The organism is Pseudoalteromonas sp. A41-2 (genome assembly GCF_015767615.1).
Taxonomy (GTDB): Bacteria; Pseudomonadota; Gammaproteobacteria; order Enterobacterales; family Alteromonadaceae; genus Pseudoalteromonas; species Pseudoalteromonas lipolytica.
In genome coordinates this window covers 2,993,414-3,016,543 of sequence record NZ_CP065231.1, presented here as the reverse complement: position 1 = coordinate 3,016,543, position 23,130 = coordinate 2,993,414, and the positions used below count along the sequence as shown (strand labels likewise).

The following is a 23,130-nucleotide window of genomic DNA, read 5'->3' as shown; positions in this document are numbered from 1 at the left end:
TGTTAAGCGTCGAGATTTTAGCTCTTTACTAACCGAATAACACTATCTTAGAAAGTATTTTTAACGGTGACAAGCCATTGCACAGAATCAATGTCGCTGTCCTTTTTGTTGATAGGCGCAGCAATATCGAGGTGAATGACTGTTCCGGCATTTGCTCGACTGGGTGCTAACCGTAAGCCAACACCGATATTTTGCAGTACATTACCATTCGTGCCGTTATCTTTGTCGTTATACCAAGCGCGGCCGATGTCGTAAAAAGCCGCGCCACCGACTTTAAATAGTTGCAGTAAGTCATATTCCCAATAATAGCGTTTTTCGAGACTTACTAAAAAGCTACGATCGCCAATTTGATAATCAAGCGGGTAGCCACGTAAACCATTTTCGCCGCCAAGGGTGAGTTGTTTATCGGCTGTTAGGTTTTTGGCATATTGCAGGCGCACTTTGGCATACCAGCTTTGTTGTAAACTGGTATTCAAATAGTATTGTACTTGGCTACTGGTTATGAGATTTTCGACATCGTCTTGTTCTTCGTTCCAATAACCATCTATATCAGCTTTAAAGCGCCATAGCTGATTATCTCCGCTGTAATGGGCTTTTGACAGAGACAAAGAATAAATAGTCCGGCTGGCATCATCGCTAAAATCTTTACTTGAATAACCCAGTAATGCTTGAATATTCCAGCCAAGATTTAGGTCTTCAGTACGATAAATACTGTCGAAATTTCTTACTTTTACATAATGGTCTTCGAACCATTGCGCACTGATGAACGGGTAACTTAGGCTGCGATCATCTGCGATAGGTAACTGGGTGGCAGCAATGGCTTTAAAGGTGTCTTCACGGTTTTCTATTCCTAAACTGATTCGTTGTGTCCAGCTTCGGGCAAGTTGACTTGAATGTCCAAAGTAAGCGCGATTGAGGGTGGTTTTTTGCTCGAACTCACTGACAACTTCGCCGCGATAATAGAGTGGCTCACGGCGCTGGTCTGAGTAACTGGTTGCACCGTAACTGTAAGGAGTATCAATTGAGTAGAATGGGTAACTAACATCGATGTAATGGCGTTTACCATCATCGTTATCTGAATATTCGAGTCGACCACGGTAGCGACTCGAAAAGATATTAGGGTCATCGTATACAAATAAATACCCGGTGCGGTCTGCATCGTGCGTACGCGAGAACGACACCCGTTTACCCCAGCCTAAAAAGTTTGATTCACGAAAGCCTATACTTGATTCGTTTTCACCGCCGCTGCGACTAAAGCTAATTTCGGGCAGCAAAGTCCACAAGTCACGCGTAACGACTTTAACATTCACGTTGCCGTCGCAATCAAGTTCAGCATGAATGCGTGCATCGTATAAATAACCTTGTTTACGCAAGAGTCGTTCTGATTCTAGTAACTTACGAGGTTGATAAATATCCCCCTCTGAAAACAGCAGTACACTGTGAATCACTTCGGGTTCGGTTGTCATATGAGCACGATTCGCAAAGCGAAATAACGCGTTGTTTTCTTCTTCAAGTGCGGTATTGAAGACATTGATCTGTTCAAGCTTAATGGAAGTGATTTTGCGGTTATCGGCGGCTTCGGGGAGGGGATTGTCAGTATCGAGCTGGCGACGTAAGTTGTTGTCTTGCGTTTTAAGAGTGCGTTGGTTGTGACAGTAGTTATTATTGTCAGCGAGTACCTGCTCTGCATAGGCATGCGATGTTACGCTAAGTAACACCATTGGTAAAATCTGAGCAACAAAGTGCGACTGCTTAAATCCCATTTACACCCTTAGTTGTTTATTTGCTATGCAACTACTACATACTAAGCGTGAGAAAAAGTCTAGCTTATTATTGTAACTGCATGACTAAATACTGATGAAGTTTTGGCAAAACACTCGCCGCTTCAACGCCTTCAGCGTTTATCCAAACACTTTCGCTATAATGTTCAAAGTTTAGATTAAAACTATGATCTGTAAAGTGAAACCTTAACTGATGACGATCGGCACCGGCATCAAAGTCTGCAATTTTAATTGCGGGGGCGTGCAAAAAGAGGGTAGCCCACAGTTCAAAATCTTCGTCGTTAGGCAGGTCGCGTGAGTTAATGACAATTATTTCATACTCGGCGTCATAAATAAGGTTAGTCATTGTAATCCTAGTGGGCGGCGAGGTAGTCGCGAATGGTGTTTAAAAAAGGAGAACCGTACTTGTTTAGCTTCGTAAACCCCACGCCTGATACTTTTAAAAATTCGCTATCATTGGTCGGCATGAGCTGTGCCATTTCAGCCAACGTTTTATCATTGAAAACGACATACGGAGGAACGTCATCCGCATCAGCCAATTCCTTACGCAGAGCCCGTAATCTAGCAAACAGCTTTTTGTCGTAATTAAATTGCGCGAGTTTATCTTGATAAACGTGTTTGGCTTGTAAGCGTGGCTCGGCTAATTGCAGGGCGTATTCACTTTTAAGTACTGCACGAGCTGCTTCGGTTAAGCGCAGTGAAGAGCCCTGAGTTATATCTTGGCTTAATAAGCCTTGGTGAATAAGCTGCCTTAAAATGCTCAGCCAAAACTCCACACTGTGATCTTTGCCTATACCGTAAGTGCTCAGCTGGTGGTGATTGTTATCGCGGATACGGCTGGTATTTGCCCCGCGCAGCAATTCAACAATATAACCAATACCAAAACGCTGCTCTGCACGATATACGCACGAGAGTGCTTGTTGCGCGACCAACGTGCCGTCAAAGCTTGTCGGTGGATTTAAGCAAATATCGCAGTTGCCACAGGTTTCACGTTTGTACTCGCTAAAATAGTTGAGCAGGATTTGTCTGCGACATGTTTGGGCTTCAGCAAAGCTGGCCATCGCATTAAAGCGCTGCTCTTCTACTCGGCGGCGTTGCTCATCTTCGATATCTTCAAAAAAGCGACGAACGCGTCCTATGTCGGCCGGATCAAAATACATTATCGCTTCAGCGGCTAAGCCATCACGACCAGCACGGCCTGTTTCTTGGTAGTAAGCTTCAACACTTTTAGGAATATCGTAATGCACAACAAAGCGTACATTAGGTTTATTAATTCCCATACCAAAGGCAACCGTTGCTACTACAATTTGAATATCGTCACGGGCAAAACCTGACTGCACAAATTGTCGTTGTTCGTTACTCATCCCCGCATGATAAGCCGCGGCATTAAAGCCTGCATCAGCGAGTTTTTCGGCAACATCATCAACACGTTTACGGCTGGTGCAGTAAATTATTCCACTTTGGTTTTGCTGCTCTTTTAAATAACGCAGCAGCTGCACCATGGGTTTGAATTTTTCTTCGATGGTGTAACGAATATTGGGCCTATCAAAGCTGCCTGTGTGTACGTAAGGCTGATTAAGCTGTAGCTGCTCAATAATATCGTAACGTGTCGCTTTATCGGCTGTGGCAGTTAATGCCATCATCGGAACATGCATAAAACGCTGTTTTAGCTCATTAAGCCGACAATAGTGAGGCCTAAAATCATGGCCCCAATGCGAGACACAGTGCGCTTCATCAATAGCAAACAGAGCGAGTTTTAGGTGACTAAGGCGCTCTAAAAATTCGTGCTGTAATACTTTTTCAGGTGCAACGTACAACAGCTTTATTTGCCCGTAATGCAGTTGCTGGTACACCGCTTGCTGCTCTTCGAATGGCAGACTGTTGTTAATATAAGCGGCCTGAACGCCCAGTGCTTTGAGTTGTGCAACTTGGTCTTGCATTAATGAAATAAGCGGCGAAATGACGACAGTGACACCATCAAGGATCAAGGCGGGTACTTGATAGCAAAGTGATTTTCCCCCACCTGTTGGTAACAAGACGAGCGAGTCTTGTCCGTCAAGCGCTGCGGCTATAATCGCTTCTTGACCATCACGAAAATCCTTGTAACCAAACACTTGTTTGAGTACGGCTTGTGGTGATCGAACGGGGGTGTTAGTCATTGCGGTATTGGTATTCATCGCCGAGCATTTTAGTGTTTTTTTTGGATGATGTCTGTAGCAATATACCTAAACGACCTCAATATGCAGAATTCAGCGTTTCACAGGTGCTTAATATCAAGGCGTTACTTTGCAACAATGGCAGTCCCTTTTAAGAAGTAACAACGATGAGAGTAAGTGCCTGTGGAGCGCCCAAAGGGTTGGTTTAAAAGCGATTTATACTGCGTTATTGATTTTAACAATAGAACCACTATTACTTGCAATCAATGTCTTGCCTAAATCGCTTTTAATTCCAACTGAAACTCGCATCTTGAGGTGGTTTGGGTATACATGGGTTTATTTGCCGCGTTTTAGTTGCGCCAGTAAATAGGCGGCGTAAAATAGTGTTTTTAATCTATAAAGCCTGACTTATGCCTACCAATCTTGAACAGCGAAAAGGGGTTATTTTCGCATGTTTAGCGTTTTTTATGTGGGGCTTAGCACCCATTTATTTTAAACTTTTACAGAATATATCTGCCTTTGAAATCTTGATGCACCGTGTTATTTGGTCGGTGTTATTTTTGTTGATCATTATTGCTGCACGCCATCAATGGCAGCGCATTCGCGTTGTATTAGGTCAGCCTAAGTTGCTCCTAATGCTGGTGGTAACGGCCAGTTTGCTTGGCTTTAACTGGGGCTTGTTTATTTGGGCGGTAAACAATAACCACATGCTCGATGCGAGTTTGGGTTATTACATAAACCCACTTTTAAATGTGTTGTTAGGTATGCTGTTTTTAGGTGAGCGACTGCGTAAATGGCAAGGCGTAGCCGTTGGCCTTGCATTATGCGGTGTATTATTACAATTGCTCAGCTTTGGCTCTTTTCCAATCGTGGCTTTTTCTTTGGCAGGCTCGTTCGCTATCTATGGCTTACTGCGTAAAAAGCTGCCTATCGAATCGCTGCCAGGGTTATTACTTGAAGCGTTAATTTTACTGCCTGTTGCTCTGGTTTACTGGTGGTTAATGGTGCCCACAGCCAGTTCTGATTTTACTGCCAATGATTGGCATATCAATCTGTTACTTATTAGTGCAGGTGTGGTGACCACGTTGCCTTTGCTGTGTTTTACAGGCGCTGCTAAACGTTTGCAGTACAGTACATTGGGCTTTTTTCAGTATATTGGTCCAAGTTTAATGTTTGTGCTGGCAGTGGCATTTTATGGCGAAGTATTTGATGCTGAAAGGGTGATAACGTTTGCGTGTATATGGAGCGCGCTGGCTTTGTTCAGTTGGGATTCGTACCGTCAAAGCCGTAAGCAGCGTAAAGCATCATTAAAAGCAGTGACTAAACCTATTTAATATCAGCTCACTAACTTGTTACGGCCAGTCTCTTTGGCTTGATAGAGTTTTAAATCGGCCTGTTTTATCAGTTCATCAATGCTGTAAACAGGCCCATTATGAAACCCGATAGATAGCGTAAATGTAATGTTGTCACGACTAAATTCCGCGCTGTGTTTTTCGATGAAATGGCGAAATTTTTCTAATCGTTGCTGTGCTTGTTGCGGATCATTATCAGCAAAAAAGACAGCAAACTCTTCTCCGCCTAAGCGTCCGACTAAATTATCTTTAAAGTACTTAAGCAGGCACCGTGACAGGCATTTGAGTACATCATCACCTGAGTCATGACCGTACTTGTCGTTAATTGATTTAAAGTAATCGATATCAATCATGCCGAGTGAGACCGATTTTTTTGCCGCGTGTGCCGCTTTTAAATGCTGACTCGCCTCGCCAAAGAAATAGCGGCGGTTAGGCAATGATGTTAGGTAGTCGGTATTCGCTTGTAAGCGAATCGTTTTAATATTTTCTAACATGTCGACGTTTTGGCTTAAGCGACAATAAAACTCTTCGTTATTAAAGGGCTTACTTAAATAATCGTCAGCGCCAGACTTTAAAAAACGCGTTGATAAATGCAAGGTATCTTGTGCTGAAATACCAATTATGGCTTTTTCGTCATTGTTATACAGACGACGAATTTCGACACAGAGCTGATCGCCATTCATATTAGGCATTTCGTTATCAGTAATGATCACAGAGATTGAGGGGTTTTCTGCTAAGACTCGCAGTGCATCTACGCCATCTACCGCTTCAATAACTTGGTACTTATGCCGTGCGAGTAGATTACAAATGTGACGGCGAGTTGCGGGTGAGTCATCAACCACTAAAACTAATATTTGTTCATTACGCGGTAGGCGAGTCAGTTGTTTTTCTAAGTATTGATAGGCTTGTTTATTTTCTTTGGTGATGTAATCAATGATAGGATGCTTTTCGACCGTGTTTCGGGTTTTTTCGTCTAAATTGCCGGTCATAACGATGGTAGGAATGTCGGCATCGACGCTGCAGGGGATGGCTTCACCGTTGGGTGCATCTGGAAGGATAAAATCAACAACGGCGCAAAAATAGTTATTTTCAGCAATAAGTTGTTTAGCTTCAGCTAACGATGTTGCGATGTCTGCTTCAAACCCGACTTTATGCGCGATATGCTTTTGCACTCGCGCAATAGTAGGTGCATCTTCAATGATTAATATTTTTCTGGTCACGTTTTACCTTGTAATAACTTTATCGCGTAGCGTAAGTTATTACATGTTGTAACTCTAAAAAGTTAAAAAAGCAACTTGCTTATAAACTATCCGACTCAGAATAATAATCAACGCTTTGTGGTGTCGGGCTCGCGATACGAGAACGACCGAACAAAGTATGAAACTTAGTTTTGCAGGTAGTTTGTTTTAGGTATTTTATCCAAGCGCGCTCAATTGGGTTGGTTGCTTCTAGGTTACCTGTGACTACTTGCACAAATTGAGTTTGAAATTCATTTTGTGGTTCTAGGGTTTTGTTGTATAAACCCTTTAGTACAACACCATGCTGTTCGAGAATGTCGGCTTCTAGCAAAGTGAAGTGACCACTACGACCAAAACCGCGTGGGAAGTTTTGATCATCATAAAATTGACGTTGGCTTACGAATGCCTGACGAAGTGATGAAATGTCATTGCTCATGGCTGTATCCTCATACCCTATTTTCTTGCAGGAGTATGGATCAAGTTGTCGATTTTATTAAACAAGTTATTTTTATCGTAAGGGTAAAAAATGGATATCGATTTATTAAAGACCTTTGTTGAAGTGGTGCGCACACGTCACTTTGGTAAGGCAGCTGAAAACCTGTACATTACCCAGTCTGCTGTGAGTTTTCGGATCCGTCAATTAGAGCAAGGTTTAGGCGTTAATTTATTTATTCGTCAGCGTAATAATATACAGCTAACAGCGCCGGGTGAACGACTCTTACCTCACGCACAAATGATTATCACCGGCATGCAAAGGGCTAAAGTCGATGTGGCACTTGCTGATAATATGCATAAGCAAATTAGTTTAGCAGGCACTCCGAATATTTGGGATGCTTTTTTACAGTTTGGGATCACGAATATTGTCTCGGCAATGCCGGGAGTTTCATTGGTTGCTGAAGTGAAGGCGCAGCAAGAGAGCACGCGTTTATTACTTGAGCGCACACTCGATTTAGCCGTGCTGTTCGATCCCCCTAAAGTAGATGAGTTAATTGTTGAGCGTATTTGTGAATTGCCGATCATTCCGGTGAGTGCATACGAAACAGCAAACAGTGAGAACTTTTTTGATAACCAGTATGTGTATGTAGACTGGGGCACCTCGTTTTCGTTATGGCATGCTCGTGAGTTTAATGGTCACGCTCCTCCTTATTTTAGAACCAGCACCGGGCGTATTGCCTTAGACTTAATTTTGAAGTGTGGCGGTAGTGCCTTTATTCCTCAGTTATTAGTCGAGGAGCAGCTTAAAGCGGGTGAGCTATATCATGTTGAAGATGTGGCGCATACCTCGCGAGATGTGTTTGTTGCCTACCACAGAGATAATGAACAAACGCCACTATTAGAGAAATTGGTGACTTTATTGACTGAATTAAAAATTAAAGCTTAAAAAATTTTAAACGATGCTTTAAATAAAATTTTATTTCGCAGTAGTAAGTTACGTTTTTATTTCAGAAATAATTACATTTCATGAAGGTAAATTTACGATTTTATTTCAATTGTCATTTTTCTGTCATTTTTCGCTGGCAAACTGCCCGCATTGAAACACGAGCACGTGTTTTTGTTGCGATTATTGAGGAAACGACATGAAATTTGCAAAGTCTAGCTTATTCTTAGCTTTATTTGGTGGTTTATCTTTTTCAGCATTAGCGGATGTTGATGTGTATGGTAAAGCAAACGTGACTGTTCAATCATCTGACGATGGTGAAGGGTCTTTCACTGAAATCAAAAGCAATAACTCACGTTTTGGCCTGAAAGGCTCTGAAAAAATAACTGAAGGCTTAGAAGCTGTTTATAAACTAGAGTTTGGTGTTGACGTATCTGACGCTGATTCAAAAGGCGACAATGATGACAACATCACTGCACGTAACCAATACGTAGGTGTTAAAGGTGGCTTTGGTCAGGTTGTGATTGGTCGTAACGACACAGCAATGAAGCTATCTCAAGGCAAAATTGATTTATTCAATGACCTTGAAGGCGATATTAAAAATGTATTTAAAGGTGAAAACCGTTTAGGTAATACGATTTCTTACGCATCTAACGATTTCAGTGGCTTTAAAGTGCTTGCAACCTATATTGCAGAAGATGATGTTGATGCAGATAACGGTTATTCACTTGCAGTTACTTACGGTGACGCTCAATTAAAAGACAGCAAACTGTATGCCTCTGTTGCAGCAGATAGTGAAGTGAAAGGCTACGATATTGTACGTGCAACCGTACAAGGTAAAGTCGGCGACTTTAAACTAGGTGCTATGTACCAAACACAAGAGAAAGTGGATGGCAGCACAGAAGCGGATGGTTACTTGGTGAATGCGGCGTATAAAATGAATAGCAACACGTTCAAAGTTCAATACCAAGTGATTGATTTTGATGAAGGCGATAAGAAAACGGCTATCTCTGCTGGTGTTGATCACACGCTTAGCAAAAACACCAAAGTATTTGGTTTCTACTCAACATTTGATATGGACAACCAAGTGGATCAAGATTACCTAGGCGTTGGTATTGAATACAAATTCTAACCGTTCACACGGATAACTCCCTTATTTTAAGCCCTGCATTGATGCGGGGCTTTTTTATGCGAGCGCGTAATCTGATTTGCCGGCTAACCAACGTGTAATTAGCTTGTTTGATTGCTCTGGGTAGTCGGTTAACATTTTAAAGGCAATGGGTCTGACATGGGCCAGCGTTTGTTTGTCGCGATTAAGGTCGGCGATTTTAAATTCGGCTAAACCGGTTTGCTTGGTGCCGAGCACTTCACCTGGACCACGGATTTCAAGGTCTCTTTCGGCAATAACAAAGCCGTCATTACTTTCGCGTAATACACCTAAGCGTTTTTGTGCTGTTGCAGATAAAGGCGCGTGATAAAGAAGAACACAGTGCGATGCTATCGCTCCTCGACCAACACGGCCTCTTAATTGATGTAATTGCGCAAGTCCTAAGCGTTCGGGGTTTTCAATGATAATCAGGCTGGCATTCGGCACATCAACACCCACTTCAATCACCGTTGTCGCGACTAAAACATGAATATTACCCGCTTTAAACTCACTCATAATCGCTTGCTTTTCAGCGGCTTTCATTCGGCCATGTACTAAGCCGACATTTAGCTCGGGCAGGGCTTCTTTTAATTGTGCTGCGCTGTCCTCTGCTGCTTGGCACTGCAATACCTCAGACTCGTCAATAAGCGTACAAACCCAATACACTTGACGGCCTTGCGCTGTGCAGGCTGTTCTGACTCGTTGAATGATTTCATCACGGCGAGTATCTGGAATGGCAACGGTTGTGATAGGCGTTCGACCTGGCGGTAATTCATCAATTACAGAGGTTTCTAAGTCTGCATACGCGGTCATAGCCAACGTGCGTGGGATAGGTGTGGCTGTCATAACCAGTTGGTGGGGATAACAGTCGCCAAAACGCCCTTTTTCACGCAGTGATAATCGTTGGTGCACACCAAAGCGATGTTGCTCATCAATAATGATTAAAACAAGGTTATTAAATTCGACCTGCTCTTGGAACAGCGCATGAGTGCCAACAATCATTTGCGCCTCACCCGAGGCTATTTTTTCAAGTGTGGCGGTGCGCTCTTTTCCTTTACTTTTGCCTCCAAGCCATGCGACTTCAATGCCCAAGTTGTTAAACCATTGGCTAAAGTTGATACCATGCTGCTCAGAAAGAATTTCGGTCGGAGCCATTAAGGCAACTTGGTAGCCTTCGCTAATTGCTGTTAGCGCACTGAGTGCTGCAACAAGGGTTTTTCCTGAGCCTACATCACCTTGAACAAGGCGCATCATTGGGAAAGGGTGTTGAAGATCGCCCTTGATCTCTGCCACAACTCGGCTTTGTGCCGTGGTGGGGCTAAATGCCAGTGTCGACAAAAACTCTGTCTCTAGCGGGTTATGAGGCTTTAATGCAATAGCTTTTACACTTTGGCCTTTTTGGCGTAGCTTCAACAAGCTTAAATTTTGTGCGAGCAGCTCTTCAAATACTAATCGTTGCTGAGCAGGGTGAAAGCCTTGCTCAAGCGCCGTTAAATCGACATCGTTTTGCGGGCGATGCAAGGTCAAAAGTGCTTCACTTAAGCGCATGCCAGTGGGTTGAAATTGTTCTGGCAGTAATTCTTCAACGGGATATTTAGCAAGTAAAGCTAAGGCTTGGTCGCTTAAAGCGCGGATAGATAGCTGCTTAAGGCCTTCAGTAACAGGGTAAACGGGTGTTAGGGTGGTGTTCGTCGGTTGTTCTGATGGCGTGTCTGACAAACTGTATTCAGGGTGGGTCATTTCAAACCCAACCCGACCACGGCGTATTTCACCAAAACAGCGAATAATTTTACCAGCGCTGAGCGCATTTTTTTGTGCCGCACTAAAATTAAAAAAACGCAGCGTTAAACGACCTGTGCCATCGTTAACTTGGCAAACCAGCATGCGTCTTTTGCCAAATGTAATTTGGCTGGTTTCAATTGTGGCCTCGACACTCACATGGCTGTGTGGCTGTAATTCACAAATGGGGTGAATGCGAGTACGGTCTTCATAGCGGTGCGGTAAATGAAACAGCATATCTTGCACTGTATGAATACCAAGCTTAGCAAGGCGCTCGGCCATTTTGGGGCCAACGCCTTTTAATTCAGTTATCGGGTATAACGCTAAGCTACAATGACTCAATGGTGACTCAAATTATTAATTAGTAAACTTTTTTCAGTTTACTGTGAGTCGTTAGCGGCTTCAAGCGATTGCGTATGTTTTAAAATCTGCCAAAAGTCATCATCAGCGACTATTTCTCCACTTTCATCAAGCGCGGGGTAAGGCAGTTCTTTTTCGCGGCATTGCTTTGCAATAATAGGGTGGCATCCCTCAAATAAAATACGGTGTTTTATGCTGTCATCTAACATATTACGTTCATACAGGCCGGCTTCTTCGCGTTGGCGCTGTGCTTCAAACAAAATTAATGCGGCTGCAACGGATACATTGAGCGATTGCACCATCCCTTGCATTGGAATAATGATGTGTTTATCAGCATGCTCAAGTGCGCGAGGCGAAATTCCATCACGCTCTTGGCCTACAATCACAGCCGTTGGTTTGGTGTAATCAATTTCGCGAAAGTCGACCGCATCGTCACTGAGGTTAGTTGCTAAAATTTGCACTTCTGGATTATGGGCTCGCATCATCGCTACGGCGTCGTCTATGGTGCGATGCAAGTGCGTTTCTAACCAATTTTTGCTGCCACCCGAGGTGTTATTGGTTAGCCATTTTTGATTGTCAGGCCACACTGCGTGCACATGATGACAGCCTGTTGCGTCAGCAGTACGGGCAATGGCTGATAAATTATGATGCTTGTGTACTTCTTCTAAACAAACCGTTAGGTCCGTTTGGCGGCGTTCTAACACCTGTTTTACACGCTCAAAGCGAGTTGTATCCATAGTTGTGTGCTCGTTGACGGATTCTAATTGGCGCTGATTATACCCAGTATAAGGCTAGGGCACTACCGCTCTACTTATTGGGTTTTGTAACGAAATAAGCGTTTCAGTTGATTGAATGGCCTCTATGGCTTGAATTTTATTGATCAACACATCCTGTAAGTGGTCAATAGAGCGCGCCATTACTTTGATAAATATACTGTAGTTGCCTGTGGTGTAGTAGGCCTCAACCACTTCTTCAAGCTCTTTTAGATGCAGTAAGGTGTCTGGGTAATCACGGGCATTATTGAGATTTATACCAATAAAACAGCAGACATCGTAACCGAGTTGCTTTGCATTAATACTCACTTGGGTGCCGGTGATGATACCGGCTTGTTTCATTTTTTCGACGCGAACATGAATAGTGCCGGCACTGACGGCAAAGCGTTTGGCTAATTCTGCGTATGGGGTGCGTGCATTTTCCATTAATGCGTTGAGGATGTTTTTATCGAGATTATCGATTTGATAATTTTCCATGAATTAACCGAGTTGTAATTATTGATTATCTAAAATTTATAGCATTATTTTTACGATAATTGCAATGTTAAGTTCTTTTTGTTACGGGTTATTGAAAATAACCTTCATTTGGTTGAGGATTGTTTTAACGAAGAGATTTTAGTTCTCTATAAGCAAGTAACAATAACTGGGAATGAGGCCAATTATTATGAGTTCACACTACCTGCAGCAACAGCAGCAAATTAGTAAAGTAAAACAGTTTTTTTCGAGTCAATTAGAGCAGCAACTTGGCTTAGTTGAGGTGCAAGCCCCTATCTTGGCAAAAGTAGGTGATGGTATTCAAGATAACCTTAGCGGAACTGAAAATGCTGTATCGGTGGCGGTGAAAACGATTCCTGGTAGCCAGTTTGAAGTGGTGCATTCACTCGCTAAATGGAAGCGTAAAACGCTCGCCGAGTATGATTTCTCTGTCGGTGAAGGGCTTTATACTCACATGAAAGCATTACGCCCAGACGAAGAGTCATTAAGCCCGATTCATTCAGTGTATGTTGACCAATGGGACTGGGAAAAAGTGATTTGCGAAAGCACTGAACGTACTTTAGATAAACTTAAAGAAACAGTGACGTTACTTTATCAAGCGATAAAAGCGACTGAACGTTATGTTGCAAGTGAGTTTGATATCCCCCCATTTTTACCTGAAAAAATTACCTTTGTTCACAGTGAACAATTACGCCAAATGTACCCTGATTTCACTGCGAAACAGCGTGAAAAAGCGATTGCGCAGGAATACGGTGCGGTATTTTTAATTGGTATTGGGGGAGCGCTTGCAGATGGTAAAATTCATGATGTGCGTGCGCCAGATTACGACGATTGGTCGACGCAAACCTGCAGCAAGTTTGCTGGTTTAAATGGCGATATTCTAGTGTGGAACCCAGTACTTGAAGATGCGTTTGAAATATCGTCGATGGGAATTCGTGTAAGTCCTGATGCATTGGCTACACAACTGGCGATTACGGGCGACCAAGCGCGTCTTGAATTTGATTGGCATAAAGCGTTATTAGCGAAAAAGTTCCCGCAAACGATTGGTGGTGGTATTGGTCAGTCTCGTTTAGCGATGCTGCTATTACAAAAGCACCATATCGGGCAAGTGCAGGTCGGCGTGTGGCCTGAGCAGTTAAAGCAGCAAGTTGAAGGAATTCTTTAGTTTAAAGATTAATGACCCTGGTAAAAAGAGGCTTTAAGCCTCTTTTTTTTAACTTGTTTTAAACTCAACTTCAATTTTGCTTTCTTCGAGTTTGACTTTACAAGGTGGGTATTGGCGGTTAGTGAGTAACACTTTATCGAAAATATGGATCTCAACTCCCGAGTGCAATGTTTTATTAACGACGAGTTGTGCGCCTTCAAGCAGTTCATGTAAATGAAGCTCTAAGTTTGAGAGCTTTTTCTCGAGCTGCTCTGCTTGTTCACAGTAATGCATTTGTGTAGCGCCTATCTTAGCCAATAACAGCTTTTTCTTTTCAGCGTCTTTGACTTGGTCGGCTTTTTCAATGGCTTCTTGCAAGTTATCTAGCTGTGAGTCGGTTTGTGCTAGGTCTTTTAAACACTGATCGGTTTGTGCGGTGACTTGGGCGCCAGAGGCCGCGAGGTTAATAACCATTTTGGCACCTGATTCATTACCAATTTCACCTGCTATCACCATTTGTGCATCTAAAATAGTGCCCCCAAATAACTTACCTTGAGGGTTGTCTTCTTTGCCTAACTGCAGCAACTTAGCGGCTTTCATCACACAATGGCTTGATTGGCGGTCAATGATAATGTTATTGCCTTCAAGGTAGCTGTATTGACCATGAGATAGGTGAATGTCGCCTTGGCAAACAATATGACAAGATAAGCTTTTATCATCGAGCTGGTGGCCTATTACACCTTGTTTTATGGTGATATCGCCTGCCGCAGTTAAGTGACCTGACTCAACGGTTCCCATGACGGTAATGTCGCCTTTCGCATTTATGCGCATGCCGGGTTCAACGTTATGGGTTACGATGACACTGCCTTCAAAATCAACATGGCCACTTTTAACGTTAACATCAGCAATCGTAAAAATGTCGTCTACACGCATGCCATTGGCAATATCAACAGGCACCCCTGCGATCACTGAAATCAGCTCCAGCGGATTGTTTTTTGAAATCTCAGTGCCTTCACCTGCAACTAAGGCATGGCTCTCACCAGCTTTAGCTGGCAGCACATCACCGGTGACGGTAAACCCTTCTTTACCGGGAGTGGCAGGCACTTGTTTTATAAGCAGTACACCCGGCTCTACGCTGGCTAACTTACCAAAGTCACGCATGTCGGCGGTGCCATCTTCACGTAGTTTGGGCTGTTTTAAACGGTCTTTTAACGTTTCTACTTGCGGCACTAGTTTTGAGGGCTGGCCATCAATGGGCAAGCGGCCTTTTGCTAATACGCCTTTGGTTTTAGTGCCTGCGGGAAGCTCAAACTGTTTTTGCAATAACTGTTCTAAAAATGCTTGTTTATAACCCCGTGCTACGCCGGCTTTAATGAGTTCTTTTTTCGCGTTTTCAAGGGTTAGGGCTTTGCCGCCTTCAGCGATAGTCAACTCACCAGTGGCCAGCATTTTGTCATCACTTAATGATACCTCAAGGCTTGCATCATGCTTTGAAGCTACAACGAGCATACGTTCAGTAGATTTATTTTTAAAAAAGTTATTGATCGCATCATGATCCACTCTGCATTCGCAGAAGGATGACTTTTCTAATGCTTCGATAATAAACGCAGCACTGGGTGGTGAATGTTCGTGAACATCTAATAAGACGTTTCCATTGTGAGCCAGCTTAAACACGTGGGGGATCCTTTTGTACTACAATAGTTAAAGGTTTCTAATTATTATTACTACACAGATTGCTAGAGAATGGTTTGTGAGTCAAGAACTTCGGCTGAGGAAAATAGTAACTTTGTCTAAAAAAGTGCCAGCAAGGGGGTTGCTGGCACTGTGTGTATTAGTTCGTTGAAGGTAATTCCATAATACCGTCAATTTCAACTTGCACGCCTTTGGGTAGTGCACGCACGCCAATTGCAGCGCGAGCTGGATAAGGTTGTTTAAAGTACTGGCTCATCACTTCATTAACAATTGCAAAGTTTGATAGGTCAGTCAGGAAAATATTGACTTTAACCATGTCTTGAATTTGACCACCCGCGGCTTGGCAAACAGCCGTAAGGTTTTTAAATACTTGATGTGTTTGCTCTGTAAAGTCTTCAGAAATAACGTCCATTGTTTCTGGTACAAGAGGAATTTGACCTGATAAGTAAACAGCGGTACCTACTTTAACAGCCTGGCTGTAAGTGCCGATTGCTGCGGGTGCATTGTCAGTAGAAATAAAAGATTTGTTCATGATTATCCTTGTTACTTTTTACGGTAGACTTTTTGTACATCTGGCATCACACGAATGCGACGCATAATATTGGCAACGTGAACACGGTTCTTCACGGTAATGCCTAAGTCTATCATGTATAGATTACTTTCTTTTTCGTCGGTGGCTATCTCGACAATGTTTGCTTGGGTTGAGGCGATGACATTGGTGAGCTTAGCAAGTGCCCCTTGATGATTGATAATTTCAATACGAAGGGCGGCAATGTATTCTTTCTCGGGATTATCGTCCCATTTTACAACCAAGTATTTCGAACGTTCATTCTCCCAGCCGCGAATATTCTTACATTCTTGGCGGTGAACCGTTAAGCCTTTACCTTGGCTGATATGAGCGGTGATGGCATCTCCAGGAACGGGACGGCAGCATTTAGAGTAATTAACGAGCATACCTTCGGTGCCGATAATGGTCGCTTTGGCTTTTCTGGCAAGCGCATTAAGGTCGTCGGCCTCTACTTGCATTAGGCGCTTGGCAATTAAGACGCTCATTAAGTTACCAGAGCCTATTTCGACCAACAGCTCTAATACGGTATTCAGTTCATGTTCTTGAAGCACGCGGCGAATATTTTCATCTGGAATGTCATCCAGTTTTTGCTCACCAAGGGCTGAGTCGAGTAAGCGACGCCCTAGTAACAAGGCTTCTTCGTGCTGTTGGCTTTTAAGGTAGTTACGAATCCCTAAGCGGGCTTTACCTGTCACCACAAAGTTGAGCCACGTGGCGTTAGGGTGTGCGCCAGAACTGGTAATAACTTCGACGGTTTGACCCGTATCAAGCGCTTTACTCAGTGGATGCGGTTTGCGGTTTACACGCGCCCCCACGCAGGTATTACCTACATCGGTATGCACTGCATAGGCAAAGTCAACGGCGGTTGCCCCCATGGGCAGTTCAACAATACGACCATCTGGCGTGAAAACATAAATCTCTTCAGGGAATAGCTCGGTTTTAACGTTTTCAACGAACTCAAACGATGACCCAGCACTTTGTTGTAGCTCAAGTAAGCTTTGCATCCATTGGCGTGCACGTTGTTGTGCGGTGTGACCTGCGCTATCACCGGCTTTTTTATACATCCAATGAGCGGCAACCCCTTTGTCGGCCATATGATCCATATCGTGGGTACGAATTTGAATTTCGACCGGAATGCCATGTGGGCCCACTAATGATGTATGCAATGATTGATAACCATTGGTTTTTGGCACCGCAATGTAATCTTTAAAGCGCGTTTCAATTGGCTTATACAAGTTGTGCGCAACACCTAAAACGCGATAACAGGTATCCATGTTATCTACATTGATGCGAAACGCGTAAATATCCATGACTTCGTTAAAAGAGAGCTCTTTGTTCAGCATTTTTTTATAGATGCTGTAGAGGTGTTTCTCACGGCCAGAAATCGTGGCGTCGATACCAGCCTCTTCAAGGCGTGCTTCGATTTCACTTTTAATGTTACTGATGACTTCTTTTCGATTACCGCGGGCTTTGATCACTTCAGATTTCAAAGCGCGATGACGCATAGGATAGAGTGCCTGAAAGCCTAAATCTTCCAGCTCATTTTTAATGTCGTGAATACCTAAACGATTTGCAATTGGCGCATAAATTTCGAGTGTTTCGCGGGCAATACGACGACGCTTGTCGGGACGAAGTGCGCCGAGTGTGCGCATATTGTGCGTTCTGTCTGCCAGCTTAATTAAGATCACGCGAATGTCTTGTGTCATTGCCATGATCATTTTACGGTAGTTTTCCGCTTGGAATTCTTTTTTGTCTTTAAAGCTCAGCTTATCGAGTTTACTAACGCCTTCTACTAATTCGGCAACTGTGTCGCCAAAAATCTCAGCTAAATCTTGTTGGCTAAAGTCGGTGTCTTCAATCACGTCATGCATTAATGCTGCCATTAAAGTTTCGTGATCGAGATGCATGCCAGCAAGAATTTGTGTCACTTCGACAGGGTGAGTAATGTAGGGCTCGCCACTTGAACGTGTTTGACCCTCGTGGGCTTCACGAGCAACCACGTAAGCTTTTTGCACCAGCTCGATATCGGCGGGAGACAAATATTCGGATATTTTCTTTTTTAGACCTTCAAAAAGATACAAAGTCACACTCCAATGCGCAAATGAAGTAAATCGGTAACGGTATGAATAGAATATACGATGAAAAGAAGGGCTTGCCAACGGCTAGTGCTGAAATACTAGCCGTTTAGCGAAATCAAAGCGGGGAGCTTGATTATTGGTTGCCACCTACGATAGCAGCCACTGCAGCCATTTCTGCTGCTTCTTGGTGTTGTTGTTCTTCACGATCAATTAAGTCCATTGATGAGCTATTTACTAACCCTTTCTCAATTTCACGTAAAGCAATGACTGTCGGCTTGTCATTTTCTGCGTCAACAAGTGGATCTTTTCCACCTACCGCGATTTGGCGGGCACGACGAGCCGCAACTAAAATTAAGTCAAAACGATTACCAATTGCATCTACTGCATCTTCAACAGTTACGCGAGCCATCTTAGCACTCCAAATAAATTCTTAAGCAAAGGCGTAGTTTACTGCACCAAGTCAGATTCGCCAATAGCTAGTGGTTAATTTTTATCTCTATTCGTTAATTAACGCGTGTCTTACTTTAATAAATTATCTAAAAGCGTTTGATGGCGCTGTGCTTGGCTCTTGAGTGATAAACGTTTTGCCATAACAATTGTTTCGATTTCAGCAAGGGCTGTGTCGAAGTCGTCATTTACTACAACGTAATCATATTCATTGTAATGAGAGGTTTCAGACTGGGCTTTGGCCATTCTTCCTGCAATAACCTCACTCGAATCTTGGCCGCGGTTCGTTAAGCGTGATTCAAGCTCTTCTTTTGAGGGGGGCAAAATAAAAATGGTTTCAACATCTTCGACTAATTTACGAATTTGCTGTGCACCTTGCCAGTCAATATCTAAAAATACATCAATGCCTGCTGCAAGCTGAGTCTCAATTGCTTGCTTTGAAGTGCCGTAGTAATTATCGAACACTTGCGCCCATTCAAAGAAATCATTCTTTTCAATCAGTGCTTTAAATTCCTCAACCGACACAAAATGATAATGCACACCGTTTTCTTCGCCTGGGCGAGGTGAACGAGTTGTGTGTGAAACCGATACTTTCATATCGCTGTGTTTGTTTAGTAATGCACTAATTAAGCTTGATTTACCTGCGCCTGAAGGGGCCGATAAGATAAATAAATTTCCGCGAGTTTGCGCCATGATCTGTCTCTATTGAAAATAAATAGGCTTGTAGGAGCGAATACTCCAACAAGCCTTTACTGTATTCTACAGTGTACTTTATTTGACGCGTTGTGCTCAAGTTTCAGTGAGATTACTCGTCTTCATTGTCAGGGACTGCTTGCCCCTCATCTTTGTGCTTTGCGGTATCCGCCAAAGCTTGCTCACTCGGCGTATTGTCTTGAACGGTTGGTTTTGTATTCTCTTGCCCACCACAGGCTCCACAACAACTCATGTGTTTTCCTTTATTTTATTGTACAAGCGGACTGCTGCTGACATTAAAGTCGAAGCCTTCAATATCGGCGTCAGCAATTAATAATTGGATATATTGCGCGATGGCTTTGCGCTCTACTTTTTTATTCAGGTAGTCCTCAATACGTGACTCCACGGCTTCAAAAGGCAGTTGCAGCCCAGGCTCTTTATGATCAACATAAACAAGGTGATAACCAAAACGAGTTTCAATAGGGTGAGCAATTAAGCCAACATCAGCACTGAATACTTGACGTTCAAACTCGCTGACGGTTTGCCCTTTTGTTATTTGACCAAGTTGGCCTCCTAACTGAGCCGAATCACATTTTGAATATTGCTGTGCAAGCTCACTAAAAGAAGCGCCTTGCGAGAGTGCGTTAAGCAGGTTTTCGGCTTGGTTCAGCGCATGACTACGCGCTTTTTCATCACTACTCGGTGCTGCAAGTAAAATATGTTTTGCTGCAATGAGGGGAGGTGTGGTGAACTTGGGTTTGTTTTGTTGATAATAATGTTCGCACTCAGTCGCGCTGGCACGGGGCAGTTGCACTTCAGTAGCGATAAGTTTTTCGAGCAATTTATTTTGGCGTTGCTCGTCGGTGTCTGAAGCGTGCGTATCTAGATTGATATTTAGCGCTTGTGCGCGTTGTTGTAACAATTCGCCAATGATCAAACTCTGTGCCGCCTCTACCATCGCAGCGCGATGATCGTCGGCTGGGTGATACTGCATTTCATTAAGAATTTGTGTTTCGCTAATAGTGTGTTGATTAACGTTAATCATATCGACCTCGAGGGGGAATGCCCTGTCGAAACAGGGCATGATAGGTTAAGATTTGCTACGAACCACTTGGTAGTTTCGGCCTAAATATTGTACCGGTACGCTGGCAATATGAACTAAGCGACTAAATGGGAATACCACAAATAACGTCATACCTAGTGCAACATGTAGCTTATAAATCCAATGTACTTGTGCAATTGCTGCGGTTGCTTCGGTTAAATCAAAGGTCACAATGTTTTGTGCCCAGCTCATTAGGAGTAGCATTTCTGCACCATCTAAATGACCTGCTGAGACAAAAATTGACAATAAACCTAAAATTAACTGCACGTATAACAGCAGTAAAATTGCAATATCCATATTACTGCTGGTGGCTCTAATGCGCGGTTCATATAAGCGGCGTTTGATTAAAATGGTTAGACCGTAAAAACAAATCAAACCAAACACACCGCCTAACGTCATGGCAATCAGTTGCTTGTGACCCGCTTCAATACCAAACACATGCCATACTTCTGCTGGTGTGAGTAAGCCTACAAAGTGGCCGAGCAATACCATAATGATACCAATATGAAATGCGCGGCTGCCTTGCTTGAGTTTTTTGCTTTCAAGTAGTTGGCTTGAGCCTGTTTTCCATGTGTACTGCTCTCGGTCGTAACGTATTACCGAGCCAATAACAAACACGGCTAAGGCGATATAGGGGTAAATCCCAAAGAAAAAGGTGTTTAAATAACTCATGATGAACTCCTTAACTGGCTTCTTGATTAAAGTCAGTCCAGCTAACTGGAACATATTGATCTTTGCGCTGAGTTTCGTCAGGGCGATTGACTGAACTTGGGCAGTTAGTTGCATCTTGTGCACCAAAAGTAATGGCTTCTTCTTCCCATTCTTTGTCAATTGCTTGTTTCGTATCGTCGCGCTTTTCACCGTTGATTTGCTTGCGTAATACCTCGAGGTCTAGGTCACTCTGTGCAAGCTCTAGCAAGCTTAAAAACAGTAATGAGTAGTTACTCTCTCGTTTTTCGAGTCGGCACAATAGCAGACCAAAAATATGATCAACTTCAACTAACCAAGACTGAGCATTCTCCTCCCCTTGGGTTGCTAAGAACTCTAAAAACAGGGGAATGTAGTCAGGTAGTTCATTTTGACTTAACTCTAAACCTGCCTGTTTATATTGCTCTACTAAGTCGACCATAGCTTGACCACGGTCACGGCTTTCGCCGTGAACATGTTCAAAAAGCCACAGACCAAGCGCGCGTCCACGTTCAAACAATCCGTCATACTCGGCTTGCCAGTCGAGTATGTCTTTTTCGCATTGTGTGGTGATAAAATCACAGACAGCACGTTGATTTTGCTCTGTTAGTGAACTTTGCTTAAGCGTGCTAATTAGCTCATCTTTCGCTTCTACAAGCTCAGCAGTCGGGTAATCAAGTAAATGAGAAAATACACTTAAAACTTGCATAACTTACTCCTTGATTTCAACGGGGATAATTTGTTTCACGGTGGCTTTTTTGGCACCAAATAAATTTACGCCGTTGTTACCATCACTACAGCCATTACCAAAACTGAAACCACAGCCATTTTTCATATCGTAGGCATCTTCAGCATACGATTTATGACTGGTGGGTATCACAAAGCGGTCTTCGTAATTGGCAATCGCCATATAACGATACATTTGCTCAACTTGGTCAGCGCTTAGTCCAACTTGCTGAAGTACTTCGAGATCTTCAACGCCATCGACTTGTTGCGAACGTTTGAAAGCGCGCATAGCAATCATGCGTTCAAGTGCTCGTACAACGGGCTTCTCATCACCTGCGGTAAGTAAGTTAGCAAGGTAGCGCATGGGGATACGTAATGACTTCAAGTCAGGAATAACGCCATTCATGCCAACATGACCAGCCTCTGTCGCTGATTGAATCGGCGACAATGGTGGAATATACCAAACCATTGGCAAGGTTCTGTATTCAGGGTGCAGAGGCAGTGCTACTTTCCAGTCCATTGCCATTTTATAGACAGGAGATTGGCGTGCTGACTCTAACCAATTTTCAGGGATCCCTTCTTTGCGTGCTGCTTCAATGACCTCAGGATCGTTCGGATCTAAGAACATACTAAGCTGTGCAGGGTATAAGTCTTGCTCATTCGGTACACTTGCAACTTCTTCTATGCGGTCTGCATCATAAAGTAAGACGCCTAAGTAACGAATTCGACCTACACAGGTTTCAGCACACACGGTGGGTTGACCTGCTTCGATTCGAGGGAAACAGAAAATACATTTCTCTGATTTACCCGATTTCCAGTTGTAGTAAATTTTCTTATACGGACAACCTGATACACACATCCGCCAGCCACGGCATTTGTCTTGGTCAATTAAGACAATGCCATCTTCTTCACGTTTATAAATCGCACCAGAAGGGCAGCTAGCAACACAGGCTGGGTTGATGCAGTGCTCACACAGGCGTGGCAAATACATCATGAAGGTTTTTTCAAATTGCCCGTAAATGTCTTTTTGTACTACGTCGTCAAAGTTTTTATCTTTTTTACGCTCTGAGAATTCAGTCCCGAGAATCTCTTCCCAGTTAGGTCCCCAGTTGATTTTCTCCATACGCTGACCCGTAATTAACGAGCGAGGGCGAGCAACCGGTTGGTGCTTGCTATCAGGTGCGTTATGCAGATGTTGATAATCAAAATCAAACGGCTCGTAGTAATCATCAATTTCGGGCAAATCTGGATTAGCAAAAATATTAGCTAATAAACGGCGTTTATTACCTTGTTTGGGCTCTAATACGCCTTTACTGTTGCGTTTCCAGCCACCATTCCATTTGCTCTGGTTTTCCCATTCTTTCGGATAACCAATACCCGGTTTGGTCTCTACGTTGTTAAACCAAGCGTATTCAACACCTTCTCGGCTAGTCCATACATTCTTACAAGTGATTGAACAGGTATGGCAACCGATGCATTTATCTAAATTTAGGACCATGCCAATTTGTGCACGTACTTTCATAATTTTATCCTC

At 43.3% G+C, this 23,130-nt stretch carries 22 protein-coding genes; 4 read left to right on the top strand and 18 right to left on the bottom strand.

The window, feature by feature from the left end; genetic code table 11:
• Window positions 1-47: 47 nt before the first annotated feature.
• The 3 genes from IT970_RS13605 to recQ form a co-directional block, all read right to left on the bottom strand.
• Window positions 48-1,763, bottom strand: coding sequence for a BamA/TamA family outer membrane protein (locus tag IT970_RS13605; protein WP_231387286.1), 1,716 nt, complete (start codon window positions 1,761-1,763; stop codon window positions 48-50).
• 67 nt (window positions 1,764-1,830) lie between these two features.
• The gene (locus IT970_RS13600) at window positions 1,831-2,127 is read right to left on the bottom strand and encodes a DUF3630 family protein (RefSeq protein ID WP_036973075.1); all 297 of its coding nucleotides are present in this window, start codon (window positions 2,125-2,127) and stop codon (window positions 1,831-1,833) included.
• Between the two features lie 7 nt (window positions 2,128-2,134).
• Entirely contained in the window at window positions 2,135-3,958 is a 1,824-nt protein-coding gene (gene recQ / locus IT970_RS13595) for a DNA helicase RecQ (RefSeq protein ID WP_036973074.1), read from the bottom strand.
• 389 nt (window positions 3,959-4,347) lie between these two features.
• On the opposite strand from recQ, the gene rarD reads away from it, so the two are divergent.
• The gene (gene rarD, locus IT970_RS13590) at window positions 4,348-5,271 is read left to right on the top strand and encodes an EamA family transporter RarD (RefSeq protein WP_036973073.1); all 924 of its coding nucleotides are present in this window, start codon (window positions 4,348-4,350) and stop codon (window positions 5,269-5,271) included.
• Window positions 5,272-5,273: 2 nt separating this feature from the next.
• Here rarD and IT970_RS13585 read toward each other — a convergent pair whose 3' ends face one another.
• Both IT970_RS13585 and IT970_RS13580 read right to left on the bottom strand, forming a co-directional pair.
• Complete coding sequence (locus IT970_RS13585; RefSeq protein ID WP_036973072.1) at window positions 5,274-6,509, bottom strand: GGDEF domain-containing response regulator; 1,236 nt, start codon at window positions 6,507-6,509, stop codon at window positions 5,274-5,276.
• Window positions 6,510-6,588: 79 nt separating this feature from the next.
• A complete protein-coding gene (locus IT970_RS13580) occupies window positions 6,589-6,963 on the bottom strand; it encodes a DUF413 domain-containing protein (protein ID WP_036973071.1) in 375 nt (124 codons plus the stop codon).
• Window positions 6,964-7,053: 90 nt separating this feature from the next.
• On the opposite strand from IT970_RS13580, the gene IT970_RS13575 reads away from it, so the two are divergent.
• Entirely contained in the window at window positions 7,054-7,908 is an 855-nt protein-coding gene (locus IT970_RS13575; protein ID WP_036973070.1) for a LysR family transcriptional regulator, read from the top strand.
• A gap of 196 nt (window positions 7,909-8,104) precedes the next feature.
• On the top strand, window positions 8,105-9,037 hold the full coding sequence (locus IT970_RS13570; RefSeq protein ID WP_196857413.1) for a porin: 933 nt from the start codon (window positions 8,105-8,107) through the stop codon (window positions 9,035-9,037).
• A gap of 54 nt (window positions 9,038-9,091) precedes the next feature.
• Here the strand turns inward: IT970_RS13570 and recG are convergent, their stop codons facing one another.
• The 3 genes from recG to asnC are packed head-to-tail and all read right to left on the bottom strand — an operon-like array spanning window position 9,092 to window position 12,441.
• Window positions 9,092-11,173 carry an ATP-dependent DNA helicase RecG gene (gene recG, locus IT970_RS13565; RefSeq protein ID WP_036973068.1) on the bottom strand — a complete coding sequence of 694 codons (2,082 nt, stop codon included), beginning with the start codon at window positions 11,171-11,173 and terminating at the stop codon, window positions 9,092-9,094.
• Window positions 11,174-11,211: 38 nt separating this feature from the next.
• Entirely contained in the window at window positions 11,212-11,928 is a 717-nt protein-coding gene (trmH, locus tag IT970_RS13560) for a tRNA (guanosine(18)-2'-O)-methyltransferase TrmH (RefSeq protein WP_065978344.1), read from the bottom strand.
• 54 nt (window positions 11,929-11,982) lie between these two features.
• Complete coding sequence (asnC, locus tag IT970_RS13555) at window positions 11,983-12,441, bottom strand: transcriptional regulator AsnC (protein WP_036973064.1); 459 nt, start codon at window positions 12,439-12,441, stop codon at window positions 11,983-11,985.
• A 187-nt stretch (window positions 12,442-12,628) separates the two neighbouring features.
• Here asnC and asnA point away from each other — a divergent pair, with 187 nt between their 5' ends.
• Window positions 12,629-13,624, top strand: coding sequence for an aspartate--ammonia ligase (asnA, locus tag IT970_RS13550; protein WP_036973062.1), 996 nt, complete (start codon window positions 12,629-12,631; stop codon window positions 13,622-13,624).
• Window positions 13,625-13,672: 48 nt separating this feature from the next.
• On the opposite strand, the gene IT970_RS13545 is transcribed toward asnA, so the two are convergent.
• The 10 genes from IT970_RS13545 to narH all read right to left on the bottom strand — a co-directional run bounded on the left by IT970_RS13545 (window position 13,673) and on the right by narH (window position 23,118).
• Window positions 13,673-15,277, bottom strand: coding sequence for a DUF342 domain-containing protein (locus tag IT970_RS13545; RefSeq protein ID WP_036973061.1), 1,605 nt, complete (start codon window positions 15,275-15,277; stop codon window positions 13,673-13,675).
• A 157-nt stretch (window positions 15,278-15,434) separates the two neighbouring features.
• On the bottom strand, window positions 15,435-15,827 hold the full coding sequence (locus IT970_RS13540; RefSeq protein ID WP_036973059.1) for a RidA family protein: 393 nt from the start codon (window positions 15,825-15,827) through the stop codon (window positions 15,435-15,437).
• An 11-nt stretch (window positions 15,828-15,838) separates the two neighbouring features.
• The gene (gene spoT / locus IT970_RS13535) at window positions 15,839-17,944 is read right to left on the bottom strand and encodes a bifunctional GTP diphosphokinase/guanosine-3',5'-bis pyrophosphate 3'-pyrophosphohydrolase (RefSeq protein ID WP_036973057.1); all 2,106 of its coding nucleotides are present in this window, start codon (window positions 17,942-17,944) and stop codon (window positions 15,839-15,841) included.
• A gap of 130 nt (window positions 17,945-18,074) precedes the next feature.
• Window positions 18,075-18,350, bottom strand: a complete 276-nt coding sequence (rpoZ, locus tag IT970_RS13530) for a DNA-directed RNA polymerase subunit omega (RefSeq protein WP_036973056.1) — start codon at window positions 18,348-18,350, stop codon at window positions 18,075-18,077.
• Window positions 18,351-18,460: 110 nt separating this feature from the next.
• On the bottom strand, window positions 18,461-19,081 hold the full coding sequence (gene gmk, locus IT970_RS13525; RefSeq protein WP_036973055.1) for a guanylate kinase: 621 nt from the start codon (window positions 19,079-19,081) through the stop codon (window positions 18,461-18,463).
• A 112-nt stretch (window positions 19,082-19,193) separates the two neighbouring features.
• Entirely contained in the window at window positions 19,194-19,334 is a 141-nt protein-coding gene (locus IT970_RS13520) for a hypothetical protein (protein ID WP_196857412.1), read from the bottom strand.
• 15 nt (window positions 19,335-19,349) lie between these two features.
• Entirely contained in the window at window positions 19,350-20,126 is a 777-nt protein-coding gene (locus IT970_RS13515) for a peptidylprolyl isomerase (protein WP_196857411.1), read from the bottom strand.
• A gap of 45 nt (window positions 20,127-20,171) precedes the next feature.
• Window positions 20,172-20,855: a respiratory nitrate reductase subunit gamma gene (narI, locus tag IT970_RS13510; protein WP_036973053.1), complete on the bottom strand. Its 684-nt coding sequence runs from the start codon at window positions 20,853-20,855 to the stop codon at window positions 20,172-20,174.
• Window positions 20,856-20,865: 10 nt separating this feature from the next.
• Window positions 20,866-21,579, bottom strand: coding sequence for a nitrate reductase molybdenum cofactor assembly chaperone (narJ, locus tag IT970_RS13505; RefSeq protein WP_036973052.1), 714 nt, complete (start codon window positions 21,577-21,579; stop codon window positions 20,866-20,868).
• 3 nt (window positions 21,580-21,582) lie between these two features.
• Window positions 21,583-23,118 (bottom strand): nitrate reductase subunit beta, encoded by a 1,536-nt coding sequence (narH, locus tag IT970_RS13500; protein WP_036973051.1) that lies wholly within the window; start codon window positions 23,116-23,118, stop codon window positions 21,583-21,585.
• Between the last annotated feature and the right edge of the window lie 12 nt (window positions 23,119-23,130).